Origin of the sequence: Zobellia russellii (assembly GCF_018728565.1) — a bacterium.
Classification (GTDB): Bacteria; Bacteroidota; Bacteroidia; order Flavobacteriales; family Flavobacteriaceae; genus Zobellia; species Zobellia russellii.
Map to the genome: position 1 here is coordinate 1 of NZ_JACSOI010000001.1, position 14055 is coordinate 14055.

Here is a 14055-nt window from a genome sequence, read left to right on the forward strand (position 1 = left end):
TGAGCTACAGCTTCAGTGGCTGTATCCTGAGCTTCAGTTGCTTGCTCTTCTTGAGCGAATGCAGTTAAACTTCCTAAAGCGAATACAGATGTGATAAATAATTTTTTCATGATATTAAGGTCTTATGTTTATTAATAATTGATTTCCCTTAGTATATAGAAAAGATGATACCAATATTTTAAAAAATCACAATACACTAAATAACAGGCATTTACAGTATTTACTCTTTTTTTAAAGTGTGTATTATTGTAAAATACTGTTTCATTTGGGTAATAATTCCACAGTATACATTACTCGATTACCAACCTGTTAAGTGCACAATTGGCCTACAATTAAAGCGAAATGGTATTACAGAAAGCAACACCAAAACTATTGGCTCCCATAACGAGCTATAAAATGACAAATACAGAAAAGTGATAATCCAAAAAATCCGGATGTAGATTACACCGGATACTTCACTTCCGATTAAGAGGAGCCCTTCATAGCGGACAAAATAGTTTAAAACCGAAACCTTATTAAATATAGAAAGGGGCTGCAGATGCAACCCCTTTCTGACCAAACCAACTTGATACAAAACAAATAACTCAAGTTATTTACATTTCAATCCAGTTACCATTTTCGTCAGCATATAAAGTACCTGCAGTACCATCTTCTAGAGATACTTCTAGCTTGTATTGTTTCGCTTCGTTAGCGTATGCTTTGTCTATAGATGCAGTAGGATAGTTTTTAGCAACTGCTGCTGTTACAGCTTCTGGCAATTCATCTGCTGATACTTCAGAAAAATCATCCTGAGCGGCTACTGCCTCTGTTGCTGTTGCTTCAATTGCTGGTGCTTCTTCTTGAGCAAAAGCTGAAAGACTTCCTATTGCGAAAACTGCTGTGATAAATATTTTTTTCATAATCGTATGCTTTATTTAATATTCTGATATGTATATAGAAATAATGATACCAAAACACCCAGAACAACACAAATAACTGTATTATAGATACTTATGATATTATAAACATATTTAGAGTGTGTAAATGTGTGTATTTTTAGGTGTGTAATGTGTAAATTATACACGTACCCACCCTTCTATGGTTCAATTGCAATACAACTCCTAACAATCCATACAGACAATGAACGAGGAGCAAGTAAAATTGAGCACTTGGAAAACTTAAGTAACAAAACTTGAAAATCACTAAAATCGAAAAGCCCTGCCTCATATGAGACAGGGCTTTTCTACTAACATTTTTACTTAATAGCTAACTACTTAGCTTATTTTTCAATCCAGTTACCTTCAGCGTCAGCATACAATTCAGCTGTTTCGCCATCTTCTTTAGCAACTTCTAATTTATATTCAGCTTCTTCGTTCATGTAAGCTTTAGAGATAGTTGCTCCTGGGTGAGCAGCTTCTAGAGCTTCAGAGATAGCAGCAGGAACTTCTTCCGCAGCTATTTCAGCATATGCATCTTGAGACTCAACAACCTCAGTTGCTACTTCTTCTACTACTGTTTCTTCTTCTTGAGCAAAAGCAGTCATTGTACCTAAAGACAATACTGCAGCAAACATTAAATTTTTCATTTTGTGTGTGTTTAAATTATTGATTTGTTTTGATACTGCTTAGTATAGAGAGAAAATAATGCCAAGAGTGTTTTCTAACTTAAACAGACTACAAACACCTAAATATCAACACAATACACCAATAACCTGTTTAAGACACAATGTATACACATGTGTAAAAAACAAAAAAAGTGTATAAAAATTACACACTTTTTGAGTAAACAATTATTTGAGTTACCAGTAAGACAACCTATTTTACCTGATGGGCAGGTCTTAACAAGTCGTTTACAGTTTTAACCGGGTTGAAAGTAGAAGAAGGTACTTCTACAAATATGGTATTCCAAAAAGCCATGGCACCATTCCACAATCCAGGAAGCTCCAATGCCTTCAACTCCCTACCTTCTTTAGTTTTACCGGTAATGAAACCTTGTTTTACATCTACAAAATTCATTAAGTTATACTTTTCGCCTTTGTAGTTTTTAACAGCACACACTAAATCAACAGGATTAAAGTGAGTTGAATTCTTAAGAATACCGGCCTGTTGGTCATTCTCCATATCTATTTGAGCCGATTCTATTATCTGAAGCGATATATTACCCTTTCTATCATTGATCCAAAACGGACCTCCGCCAGGTTCTCCCTCATTCTTAACCATACCACAGATACGTATAGGCCTATTGATTTTATCCTTTAAAACCTCTATTTGTTCACCTATGCTAAAACCTGAAAAACTATCTGAAAAACGAACATTAAGATCGTTCTCTAAAAAGCTCTTGATTTCATCTAACTGCTGTGCAGTTACATCTCCACTATCCAAACGCTTTGCAAAGTCAAACGCTTTTTCTTGAACCGTTATGAGCACACCGGCCAGTACCTTTTTACTATCTGCAACCTCACCTGCAAATTTTGGCACGGTAACATTGTCTATATTCTTTATGAAAATGATATCCGCCTCTTGCTCGTTCAAGTTTTCTATAAGTGCACCATGACCACCTGGTCTGAACAGAACAGAACCATCGCCATTTCTAAATGGCTCATTTTGCATATCTACAGCTATGGTATCCGTAGATGTTTTTTGATTGGAATACGTTACTTTGAAAGAAGTATTGGTTGCTGCGGAAACACGCTCTTTTACGGTATTGAATTCCGTATTGAACATATCGCCATGCTGCTCACTTATCGTAAAATGCAACTCTGCCGTATCGCCAGTTTTGGCATAAACCGCCGCTTCTTTTAAATGCTCCTCAAAAGGAGTAGCGGTATGATCTCCGTAATTATGGAACGGCAAAAGACCTTTAGGGTAAAAACCATAGTTCAAGGCATCTTCTGACATCATTTCCTTTACAAATAAATACACTTCTTCATCCTTGGACGAAGTTTTACCCGCAATACGTTGTTTTACCAAATCATAAAAGGCAAAGTTGGTCATCCCCTCGGAAAAAGCTTTTAAAGCTTTGTTATTTGTACGCTCAAAATAACTGTCTAACGTTTCTTTTGATGGATTATACGCATCCAAAAAATTAAATAACGCCTTAAACATACGCGATGCTGCTCCGGATGCAGGCACAAACTTTAACAAGGATAAGTTACTCTGCGAGGCATCAAATTTTTGTATCAGTTCCTTCTCTTCGGCCTGGGTAAACTTAGAAAGACCTTCACCAACGGTAACGGCTTTTTCCAACTGCACAAACGGAATACCTTCTTTAAAGGTTTCTATTTGGTCGTGTACCTTTTTTTCTGAAATTCCCTTTTTGGCCAATAAAGCCAAATCATTTTCTGTTAGTGTCATCTAATCTTTTATTCAATAATTTATCTATGTGTTCTACAGCGGTTTCTAGGCGCTCCTTTCTATCGCCCTTCAATATAATGAAATTACGATTATATTTTTCCAAGGTTTCTTTAAAGTAGAGGAACATGCGCTCCCGCTCATTGGGCTTATCCCTTAAATCATCGCCCACCCAAGGCACATCTATATAGGTAAGCAAATACAAATCATAATGATTATTTAATGCATGCTTCTCCAAAACCGGATCGCAATACCCAAGATAATAAGCTTCTGAATATACTTTGGTCTCCAGCAAATCGGTATCGCAAATGAGTAGGTCCGAAGCCTTTTTGGAGAGTTCGTTCTCTAACTTCATCTGTCCCTCGGCAATAGGCAAAAAATCTTTAGGCTCGCAGGTCTTTCGTTCATTGTTCCACTTGTTCTGCAGATACTCTCTTGCGTATTCTGCCACCCAAACGGTATTATAGTGCCTTGCCAACTGATCGGAAAGTGTGGTTTTTCCGGTAGATTCCGGACCGAACAATACTACTTTAACAATGTCTGAGGGCTCTTGTTCAAACTTTTTTTCCATGCGAGATAACCATAAACTGCAATAATTGTAAACAAGAAATATTGCAGAGAAGTAAATATAAGGCCTTTGTACCAATAAAGGGGAACGCTAATGATATCCCCAATAATCCAATACACCCAATTTTCTATTTTTTTCTTGGCCATAAGCCACATTCCCACAAAGAAAATTGCAGTAGTAAAGGTGTCCACATAGGCCGTCCAGTTATTGAATTTATCAAAAAACAGATAAATCAGACATACAAAAATTATAGTACCCACGAACAGCAAAACAGACCATTGTTTCTCCTTTTTAGAGGTACGTGTAATGGGAATAAAATGGGTATCATCAACTTTTCTTGTCCATACATACCACCCGTATACGCTCATACTAAAATAGTAAGCGTTTATAAGCATATCTCCTAAAAGTCCAAAAACCAGTAGAATATAGACAAAGATGGCCGTGCTTATAATTCCGGTAGGAAAAACCAAAATATTCTCTTTCTTTGAGAACCAGACACTAAGAAAACCAAAAATTACCCCAATAATTTCTAGCACTACCAAGTGTAAAGGCGTGCCTTCGTACTGGGCAAAAATCCAATCAAAAATGGGGTTCATACGAGCTTCTGTCAGACTTTACTACTTTCATAAACAACAGACCTTTATCCATTAATTCAAAAGCTTCTTTTATATCATTTTTTAAAACATCCATTACCTGATCATATTCACCGTAAACTTGAGTGCTCAACGGATTTTCCAAAACCATAAGACCGGAAGCGCGGAGTTTTTTGATGAAATTTATAATGTGCTTTTCAAAATCGTCTTGAAGAGGAGAAAAAGTAAGCTCTACAGATATGTTCATTTTCTAGGATTATTATAAGGGGTACTATAAACGTGCTCTTTAGTTCTCGTACTATTGATTTCAACTCTTTAGTGCATAAACACAAGTGAAACCTTCAAACTCCATAAAACGTATTTGATAGTGGGATAAATCTCCGTGGTATAAAATTTCGGCAGTGGTAGCCGCACTGTCAAAAGTAAAGTCCGATACATCTATATGATGTATAAAACTAAGGCCTTGTTGTGCATATATCTTGTAAAGTGCTTCTTTACTCCCCCAAACTATGGTAAGCTTCCGTATTAGGGCATCTGTATTGGCAATGGTACGGTACTCTTCAATAGGAGTAAATTTATGGGCAATACGCAGTATTTTTTCGCGCTGCATTTCAATATCAATACCTACTTCGTTCTTACTACTTATAATGATACCCGTAAAATGGTTTGAATGGGTAATGCTTATCTTATTACCATCATTTAAATGGGGTTTACCAAATTCATCATAAAAAAGGTCCTTATCAACATAACCGGCCTCAGCCATTAAATGCCTGATACTTAAAAACCCTCTACGATGTAGTTCGGATTTCATACCATCCATTCGGTTTTGACAATGCGCGGTCAGGTCTATACCCTTAGAAAGCTCCTGTTCTGTTTCGGTAACCTTCCAGATGTACACCTTAGTGTCCTTATTTACCTTTACTATCTTATAAAGAGGCATATGGTTCTATACGTTTTTCTTAACTTTGCAACCACAAATAGCTGTTTAGCTAATATAACGAAAGTAAAAAATAAAAAAGAATATGGATACCAAAACTGTTTCTTATGTGCCTTATAAGGTAAAAGATATTTCTTTGGCAGACTGGGGAAGAAAGGAAATTGAACTTGCAGAAGCCGAAATGCCAGGACTTATGGCCTTACGTGAAGAGTACGGAGAAGAGCAACCTTTAAAAGGTTCCCGAATTGCCGGATGTCTTCACATGACCATCCAAACCGCTGTGCTTATTGAAACTTTGGTAGCCTTGGGTGCCGATGTTACTTGGAGCTCTTGTAATATATTCTCTACTCAGGACCATGCTGCCGCTGCCATTGCCGCTGCCGGTATTCCAGTATACGCCTGGAAAGGTATGACCGAAGAGGAGTTTAACTGGTGTATTGAACAAACTTTGTTCTTTGGTGAAGAGCGCCAGCCCCTAAACATGATTTTAGATGATGGTGGCGACCTTACCAATATGGTGCTGGATGATTATCCAGAATTGGCAGGAGCCATTAAAGGTCTTTCCGAGGAAACCACTACTGGAGTTCACCGTTTGTACGAACGTGTAAAAAAGGGAACCTTACCTATGCCGGCCATTAACGTAAATGATTCGGTTACTAAATCAAAATTTGACAATAAATACGGATGTCGTGAAAGTGCCGTAGATGCTATCCGCCGTGCTACTGATACCATGCTTGCTGGTAAAAAAGTTGTAGTTGCCGGTTATGGTGATGTTGGTAAAGGTACTGCTGCTTCTTTTAGAGGTGCCGGATCAATTGTGACCGTTACTGAAATTGATCCTATATGTGCGCTTCAAGCCTGTATGGACGGTTTTGAGGTTAAAAAATTGGAAACTGTAGTAGGTACCGCAGATGTTGTTATTACCACAACAGGTAATAAAGACATCATTCGCCCAGAGCACTTTGAGGCTATGAAAGACAAGGTTATTGTTTGTAACATTGGCCACTTCGATAATGAAATCGATATGACCTGGTTGAACAAAACTCATGGAGCTACCAAGGATACCATAAAACCTCAAGTAGATAAATATACTATTGACGGCAAGGATATTATTGTATTGGCCGAAGGTCGTTTGGTAAACCTAGGTTGCGCTACAGGGCACCCAAGCTTTGTAATGAGTAACTCGTTCACGAACCAAACTTTGGCACAGATAGAGCTTTGGAACAACAGCGCTAATTACAAAAACGAAGTATATATGCTACCTAAACACTTAGATGAAAAGGTAGCTGCTTTACACCTGTCTCGTTTAGGTGCCGAGCTTACGGAACTTAATCCGGAACAAGCCGAATATATTGGCGTAACGGTTGAAGGTCCATTTAAGCCTGAGTATTACAGATACTAGAATATTGTAGTCAAGACATAATTTTTTTATTTAGAATTGAAACCCCTTACAGAAGTGTAAGGGGTTTTTGTTTTTTCCATTAAATCAGGAGACACTATTTCGTCAAAATTCAACTGACATGTAAACACAAAAAAACCCTCTCCAAAAACTTGGAAAGGGTTTTTATACGATAAAAGAAATACTTCTTAAGCCTCAAACGGCTCTATGGAAACATAAGATTTTCCACCAGCTTTCTTTTCAAACTTTACTAGTCCGTCTACACGGGCATGCAATGTATGGTCTTTACCGGCATACACATTCTCACCTGGATTGTGTCTTGTACCACGTTGTCTAACGATGATATTTCCGGCAATAGCGGCTTGGCCACCAAAAATCTTTACGCCCAAGCGTTTCGATTCTGATTCCCTACCGTTTTTAGAACTACCTACACCTTTTTTGTGTGCCATGATATTAGGTTTTTAAAAGTGCTTCCGTTAGAAAACTTCAGGTTGCACAATATTGATTATACTTTAAGGGGTTAGCAATTATGCTTTACCACCATCTAATTCGTCTTGCCATTTCTTCAACTCATCCCACTTACCTTCAGCGGCTAATTTAGCTTGTGCAGGCCATGTGTCTGTTACGTGGTTACCACGTACATCTGCGATGATTTCAGAAATCTTAGCAGCATCTGTCTTTGCCAATTCGGCAAAGGTAGAAATTCCTGCAGCGATTAAAGTCTCGGCAATTTTTGGACCGATTCCTTCAACTTTTTTCAAGTCGTCCGCTTTTCCGGATTTCTTAGGAGCGGCAGCTTTTGGTGCAGCTTCCTTTTTAGCAGGCTTCTCCTCTTTCTTAGGAGCAGCAGCTTTCTTACCACCTTTCGCAACGATGCTCTCGATTACGATTTCGGTCAAAGCTTGACGGTGACCGTTCTTAACACGGTACCCTTTACGTCTTTTCTTCTTAAAAACGATTACTTTGTCACCTCTTAGGTGTTTAACGACTTTTGCCTCAACAGTGGCTCCGTCTATAGCCGGGGCGCCTACAGTAATGTTCGTTCCGTCCGCTAAAAGAAGTACATTGTCAAAAGTTACCTTTTTACCTTCTTCAGTCTGTAAACGGTGAACATACACTTTTTGGTCTTTCGCAACTTTAAATTGCTGCCCTGCCATCTCTACGATTGCGTACATAATTGTGTATATATTAGTTTATTGTTTCCGCCCATTTTTTCAATAAGCGGATGCAAATATACGTCTAAATCGTTAACCCACAAGTGTTTTTTATATATTTTACCCTCATTTTTTTGGGTCCAAAGCCCAAAAATAAAGCCGCAAAATAAAATTGCAGCTTTTACATTATTTCAATCAACCTCTTTATCAGGGATGATTGACCAATTTTCTCTTAAGATTACGACTTGTTTTAAAGAGTTGCATAAACGATAAAGTCAACACTAAAGATGTAGCAAACCCCATTATAGCAACGGTAAAGAATACTATCCCTTCAAAACTTTTGTAATCATTGAACCAGGCAGTAGACAGTTGTTCCAAAAACATACCGTTTAGTTCCGTACTGTAGAAGGCGAAAAATATGGTAAATACCAATGTAGCTACAAAACCGGTTACCAAACCAGCGGTAAACCCCTTTCCATAGTCAAAACTATCCGGATTTTTCAATTTAAAATACTTGATTGCTTCATAAATTCCAAAGCCTGTAATGACACCATTAAAAAGGCTAAAGAAAATATTAGTGTGCAAATTAAACAATGAGAGTATCAAAAAATAAGCAATCAAGCAACCGCTCGTAGCGATTCCAAATCTAATGGGTTGAGCAAATTGTTTCATTTTTATAATATTTTGAAGTTCAATTCTTTAAGGTAATAATTATTTTAAAACGATGCTATAAAAAGGTGTTAATTAAAAGCGATAGAGTCAACTTTTCTTACAAAACAGATATATTCGTGTAACAATATCAGTTGGTCAACTACTAACAAAATATCTAAACACTACACAATGAAAAACAAACTATTTACAGGAGGCTTTCTTCTTATAGTCGGGCTCTGCCTTCAGGCCCAAGAAGTAACTTATGAAGAATACGAACTCAACAATGGACTTCATGTAATTCTTCACCAAGACAATACAGCGCCTATAGTAACAACCTCGGTTATGTACCATGTGGGCGGAAAGGACCGTACCGAAGGGCGTACCGGTTTTGCCCATTTTTTTGAACATTTGCTTTTTGAGGGCACCAAGAACATAGAGCGCGGCAAATGGCTTGAAATCGTTTCTTCCAACGGAGGCAAAAACAATGCGAACACTTCCCAAGACCGCACCTATTATTACGAGGTGTTCCCTTCCAATAATCTAAAATTAGGGCTTTGGCTAGAATCCGAGCGCATGTTGCACCCCGTTATTGACCAAAAAGGTATTGACACACAACAAGAAGTGGTCAAGGAAGAAAAAAGGCTTCGATATGACAACAGGCCCTACGGCCAACTCATTCCCGTTGTAGGTAAAAATCTGTTCAAAAAGCACCCTTACAAAGACCCGAACATTGGCTATATGAAAGATTTGGACGCCGCAACTCTAGATGATGTTGTTGCCTATAACCATAAATACTACATACCTAACAATGCGGTATTGGTAGTTGCCGGTGACATTGATATAGCCGACACCAAAAAAATGGTGGAAGACTATTTTGGTTCCATACCAAGAGGTAAGGAAATAACACGTAACTATCCCAAAGAAGACCCAATACTTAAGGAGGTTAGAACCAAGGCCTATGACCCCAACATACAGATTCCCGCCTCAGTTATTTCATATAGAACCCCTGGTTTTAAAGAAAGAGATGCCTATGTTCTGGATATGATATCCACTTATTTGAGTGATGGTCGTAGTTCCAAGTTATACAAGAAAATTGTAGACGACCAAAAACAGGCGCTGCAAGTTGGCGCTTTTAATGTAGGACAGGAAGACTACGGCATGTACTTGGTATATGCGTTTCCCGTAGGAGAAACAAGTCTTGAAACCCTAAATACGGAAATGGAGGAGGAAATTGCGAAAGTTAGGGATAGCCTAATTTCAGAAAAAGACCATCAAAAACTACTGAACAAGTTCGAGAACCAATTCGTAAACTCAAATTCTAGCGTAGAAGGCATAGCAAATTCATTGGCGCGTAACTATTTGTTGTATGGCGATACAGAGCTTATCAATAAAGAAATAGACATTTTTAGGTCCATTACCCGTGAAGAAATCATGGAAGTAGCGAACAAGTACCTAAGACCCGAACAACGGGTAATTATAGATTATCTTCCTGAAGAATCACAATCCAATTAAAAACTATGCATAGCGGGATCAAAGAAACCGCCGTTCCATTTTTATTATTTCGCCAAAAGAAAAAACACTATTCATGAAAAATATTATTACAACCCTATTCCTTCTTGCCTTTGTCCTCGTAGGACAGGCTCAGATAGACCGTAGCCAAATGCCGGAAGCAGGTCCGGCTCCGGAAATAAACCTGAAAGATCCACAAACATTTGAACTCAGAAACGGATTAAAGGTCCTAGTTGTAGAAAACAATAAACTCCCACGGGTTTCCATTCAACTAAGTATAGACAACCCTCCTATTCTAGAAGGAGCCAAGGCAGGTGTTTCCGTTTTAACCGGTAGTTTGTTGGGCAAAGGTTCTAAAAACATCAAAAAAGACGACTTTAACGAGGAGGTGGATTTTCTGGGAGCACGTATTAATTTTGGTTCCCAAAGTGCCTTTGCCAGCTCGCTTTCCAAATACTTCCCTAGAGTATTGGAGCTTATGGCAGATGCCGGTTTAAACCCAAACTTTACCCTAGATGAATTTGATAAGGAAAAGCAGAAAATTATAACCGGCCTAAAATCCGAAGAAAAAAGTGTTTCCGCTATTTCGGGTAGGGTTGGTTTGGCTCTGGCCTACACTAAAAAACACCCTTATGGAGAGTTCATGACCGAAGAAAGCGTTGACAAAGTAACCCTTACGGACGTTATTCAATTTTACGAAGACTACTTTGTTCCTGCCAATGCCTATTTGGTTATTGTGGGAGATATAAAGTTTGATGAAGTAAAAACTTTGGTAGAGGAACAATTTACACCTTGGACCAAAGCGGTACCGCCTTCTTTTGGTTTCTCTAAACCTGCGGACGCCCAATACACACAAATCAATTTTGTAGACGTTCCCAACGCCGTTCAATCTAAAATTACGGTAGAGAACTTGGTAAGCCTACAGAAAAAAGACCCGGATTTCTTATCTGCACTAATGGCCAATGAAATCTTGGGCGGTGGCGGAGAAGGACGTTTGTTCCTAAATCTACGTGAAGACAAGGCCTATACTTACGGTTCATACTCCCGTCTGGGCAATGACAAATATGTACCTGCTCGTTTTAGGGCTACTGCCAGTGTCCGTAATGCCGTAACGGATAGTTCCGTTGTTGAAATTTTAAAGGAAATTGAACGCATTCGTACCGAACCGGTTACCAAGGAAGAACTAGAAAACACAAAAGCTAAATACACTGGCCGCTTTGTAATGGCATTGGAAGACCCTTCTACCATTGCAGATTATGCCTTGGATATTGAAACCGAAGGCCTGCCCAAAGATTTTTACAAGACTTATCTTGAGAGAATAAATGCGATTACCATAGAAGACGTACAGCAAGCGGCAGAGAAATACTTAAAACCGAACAACATTCGTATCGTTGTAGCCGGTAAGGGCAGTGAAATACTTGAAAATCTAGAGAATGTAATGTTCAAGGGCAAAAAGGTTCCGGTCAAATATTTTGACAAGTATGCCAATGCTACCGAAAAACCGGACTATAACGCTAGTCCGCCGGCAGATGTTACCGCGCAAACAGTTCTGAACAACTATATTAAAGCAATAGGAGGAAAAGAAAAATTGGCCGGAGTTGAGTCCTATTTTCTTTTGGCCGAAGCGGAAATGCAAGGCATGAAACTGAACCTTGAAGTTAAAAAAACGGCAAAAGACCAGTTTATGCAAGATGTAAAAGTTGCCGGCAACTCCATGAGCAAACAAGTATTTAATGGAGACAAAGGCTATATGGTGATGCAAGGACAACAAAAAGATATGGGTCCGGAAGAAATTGTAAAAGTAAAGGATGAAGCCGCCCCTTTTCCCGAGCTCAATTACCTTAACAGTGCTATTACTTTAGAAGGTGTGGAAAATATTGATGGCAAGAAAGCCTATAAACTTAAAATATCTGCTGAAAAAACAGCCTTCTACGATGTGGCAAGCGGACTTAAAGTTCAAGAAACTACAACAGCCGAAATGGGTGGCCAAACTATGACCAGCACCATAAACTACATGGATTACAAAGAGGTTTCCGGCATACAGTTCCCGTTTATAATGGCACAGACCGTAGGACCTCAACGCTTTGAATTTATTGTTTCGGAAATAAAAGTGAACGAAGGAGTTTCTGAAACCGATTTTGAGTAAGAACGATAGGTAAACATAACTCTTTATACGGCCAAAGCAATGGGGAATTCACCCTATTCTTTGGCCGTATTTATTAAAGAAATGGTTGCTTTGAAACTACCCAACTGCACCCAAGTTTTATAAATAAAATGGTTAGTGAAGTAAAACCATAGGTCTTAATCCCCGTCGTTATCATTAAAGGTAACCACAATACTGGCAGCGCTGGAATAATCAATTTTCAACAAAGCGATGATTTCTGTAACTTACTTCTTTCAATATCATAATTGCATTGGAAAGACTTGCACAAAGAATCTTATTTTTTTCTGTTGACCATCCAGACACCCAACAAAATCACAACCCCACCTATCAATTGATAGGTATTAAGTGATTCTCCGTCAAGAACCGCCCAAAAGATGGCCACTAAGGGAATGGTGTACGTTACCGAAGCAGCAAAAACCGGACTTGATAACTTTATAAGTTTGTTGAAGAAAATATTAGCAATAGAAGTACCAATAATAGCCAATGCAAGAAGATACCATAAAGAAGATTGCATTTCTACATTGCCGGAAACCTCGTTAAAAAACCCTGAATAAAAGACTAGGGCCAATGCTGGAAGAAACGCTATTGCGAAACTAGAAGTTGTAACCGCCAACGGTCTTAAGTGTGATAAATGTTTCTTTATAATATTAATATTAAGCGCATAACCTAGAGCGGAAAGCAGTATAAATATGGCGTACCAATAATTTTGATCGGGATTAAAATCCATTCCCGCAACAATTAACGCCACCGTACCCGCCAAACCAATGAACACCCCGGCAACCTGCCTTTTGGTAATAATTGCCCCAAAAAGAAGCACTCCTACAATGGTAGTTAACAGCGGCACAACCGAATTAAATATAGACGTCACGCCACTATCAATCTGGGTCTGTGCCAAAGCGAACAAAAAAGGCGGAAAAAAAGAACTTAACAAACCTGCCCATGTTATCCATTTCCAATCTTTAAGACTTAAAGTACGAACAGTTCTAAAACCGAACAAAAACAATACTAATGAAGCAAATACAATTCGTAAGCCTCCCAATTGCATTGGTGTTAGACCCACCAAAGCCTTTTTAATAAGTATAAACGAGGAGCCCCACACTAAAGATAGTAGAACTAAATAAAGCCATTTTTTACTGTAATCGTTCAAATTTCCTTGGGGTTGAATAGCGTCTAAAACAAAGAAGTAAAGATGCGGCTTTTTTTAGAAAACACAACGCGTACTTGTATATCAAAACACCCAAACAATCACAAATTTCAACTATCACATAATTTTGATTTCCGTCTGCTATTTTAACCGTTGCAGGAGTATTATATTTGCAAAAAACTAATGATGAAAAAAATAGCCCTATTTGTAGCATTTGTATTTACCTTGTTAACCTTTTCCTGCAATTCAAAAAAAGAAACTACCCAGATGAAAAGCGTTATGGCCATACATGACGAAGTAATGCCGGAAATAAGTAAAATGGGGAAACTTGTTGGTGAACTGAGCAGCAAGGAAGACAGCACAGAGGTTGGCCTAAAATATAAGGAAGCCCGTAAAGACCTCCAGGCCGCGCACAAAAGTATGATGGATTGGATGCAAAACTTTGGCTCACGTTTTACCGCAGATGAGATTCTCAACGGCAAAGAACTGTCAAAAGAAAAGCAAATCTGGTTAAATGAAGAGGAAGAAAAAGTGAAGGACTTACGCGATCAAATAAACGGAAGCATCCAAAATGCCGAAGAATTATTGAAAAAATAAACATTGCATT

General features: G+C 38.5%; 15 protein-coding genes. 4 read left to right on the forward strand and 11 right to left on the reverse strand.

The window, feature by feature from the left end:
- Positions 1-593: 593 nt before the first annotated feature.
- The 7 genes from H9565_RS00005 to H9565_RS00035 form a co-directional block, all read right to left on the reverse strand.
- Positions 594-899: a hypothetical protein gene (locus H9565_RS00005; RefSeq protein ID WP_215435912.1), complete on the reverse strand. Its 306-nt coding sequence runs from the start codon at positions 897-899 to the stop codon at positions 594-596.
- Between the two features lie 359 nt (positions 900-1258).
- Positions 1259-1564, reverse strand: a complete 306-nt coding sequence (locus tag H9565_RS00010; RefSeq protein ID WP_215435913.1) for a hypothetical protein — start codon at positions 1562-1564, stop codon at positions 1259-1261.
- A gap of 229 nt (positions 1565-1793) precedes the next feature.
- Positions 1794-3332 (reverse strand): DUF4301 family protein, encoded by a 1539-nt coding sequence (locus H9565_RS00015; RefSeq protein WP_215435914.1) that lies wholly within the window; start codon positions 3330-3332, stop codon positions 1794-1796.
- On the reverse strand, positions 3313-3900 hold the full coding sequence (locus H9565_RS00020; protein WP_215435915.1) for an AAA family ATPase: 588 nt from the start codon (positions 3898-3900) through the stop codon (positions 3313-3315). The genes H9565_RS00015 and H9565_RS00020 overlap by 20 nt, the downstream gene beginning before the upstream one ends.
- Positions 3855-4493: a nicotinamide riboside transporter PnuC gene (gene pnuC / locus H9565_RS00025; protein WP_215435917.1), complete on the reverse strand. Its 639-nt coding sequence runs from the start codon at positions 4491-4493 to the stop codon at positions 3855-3857. Before pnuC ends, H9565_RS00020 begins: the two co-directional genes overlap by 46 nt.
- The gene (locus tag H9565_RS00030) at positions 4477-4737 is read right to left on the reverse strand and encodes a thiamine-binding protein (protein WP_215435918.1); all 261 of its coding nucleotides are present in this window, start codon (positions 4735-4737) and stop codon (positions 4477-4479) included. The genes pnuC and H9565_RS00030 overlap by 17 nt, the downstream gene beginning before the upstream one ends.
- 60 nt (positions 4738-4797) lie before the next feature.
- Complete coding sequence (locus tag H9565_RS00035) at positions 4798-5430, reverse strand: 4'-phosphopantetheinyl transferase family protein (protein WP_215435921.1); 633 nt, start codon at positions 5428-5430, stop codon at positions 4798-4800.
- Between the two features lie 82 nt (positions 5431-5512).
- On the opposite strand from H9565_RS00035, the gene ahcY reads away from it, so the two are divergent.
- The gene (gene ahcY / locus H9565_RS00040) at positions 5513-6829 is read left to right on the forward strand and encodes an adenosylhomocysteinase (protein ID WP_215435924.1); all 1317 of its coding nucleotides are present in this window, start codon (positions 5513-5515) and stop codon (positions 6827-6829) included.
- Between the two features lie 185 nt (positions 6830-7014).
- Here the strand turns inward: ahcY and rpmA are convergent, their stop codons facing one another.
- The 3 genes from rpmA to H9565_RS00055 all read right to left on the reverse strand — a co-directional run bounded on the left by rpmA (position 7015) and on the right by H9565_RS00055 (position 8652).
- Entirely contained in the window at positions 7015-7275 is a 261-nt protein-coding gene (gene rpmA / locus H9565_RS00045) for a 50S ribosomal protein L27 (RefSeq protein WP_013992723.1), read from the reverse strand.
- Positions 7276-7353: 78 nt separating this feature from the next.
- On the reverse strand, positions 7354-8001 hold the full coding sequence (gene rplU, locus H9565_RS00050; protein WP_215435927.1) for a 50S ribosomal protein L21: 648 nt from the start codon (positions 7999-8001) through the stop codon (positions 7354-7356).
- A 186-nt stretch (positions 8002-8187) separates the two neighbouring features.
- Entirely contained in the window at positions 8188-8652 is a 465-nt protein-coding gene (locus tag H9565_RS00055; RefSeq protein WP_215435929.1) for a DUF4199 domain-containing protein, read from the reverse strand.
- A 168-nt stretch (positions 8653-8820) separates the two neighbouring features.
- Here H9565_RS00055 and H9565_RS00060 point away from each other — a divergent pair, with 168 nt between their 5' ends.
- Together H9565_RS00060 and H9565_RS00065 are read left to right on the forward strand one after the other, a co-directional pair.
- Complete coding sequence (locus H9565_RS00060) at positions 8821-10143, forward strand: M16 family metallopeptidase (protein ID WP_215435933.1); 1323 nt, start codon at positions 8821-8823, stop codon at positions 10141-10143.
- A gap of 73 nt (positions 10144-10216) precedes the next feature.
- Positions 10217-12286, forward strand: a complete 2070-nt coding sequence (locus H9565_RS00065) for a M16 family metallopeptidase (RefSeq protein WP_215435936.1) — start codon at positions 10217-10219, stop codon at positions 12284-12286.
- Positions 12287-12578: 292 nt separating this feature from the next.
- Here H9565_RS00065 and H9565_RS00070 read toward each other — a convergent pair whose 3' ends face one another.
- Positions 12579-13451 (reverse strand): DMT family transporter, encoded by an 873-nt coding sequence (locus tag H9565_RS00070; RefSeq protein ID WP_215435939.1) that lies wholly within the window; start codon positions 13449-13451, stop codon positions 12579-12581.
- A 180-nt stretch (positions 13452-13631) separates the two neighbouring features.
- Between H9565_RS00070 and H9565_RS00075 the strand changes: the two genes are divergently transcribed.
- A complete protein-coding gene (locus H9565_RS00075; protein ID WP_246560094.1) occupies positions 13632-14045 on the forward strand; it encodes a hypothetical protein in 414 nt (137 codons plus the stop codon).
- Positions 14046-14055 lie beyond the last annotated feature (10 nt).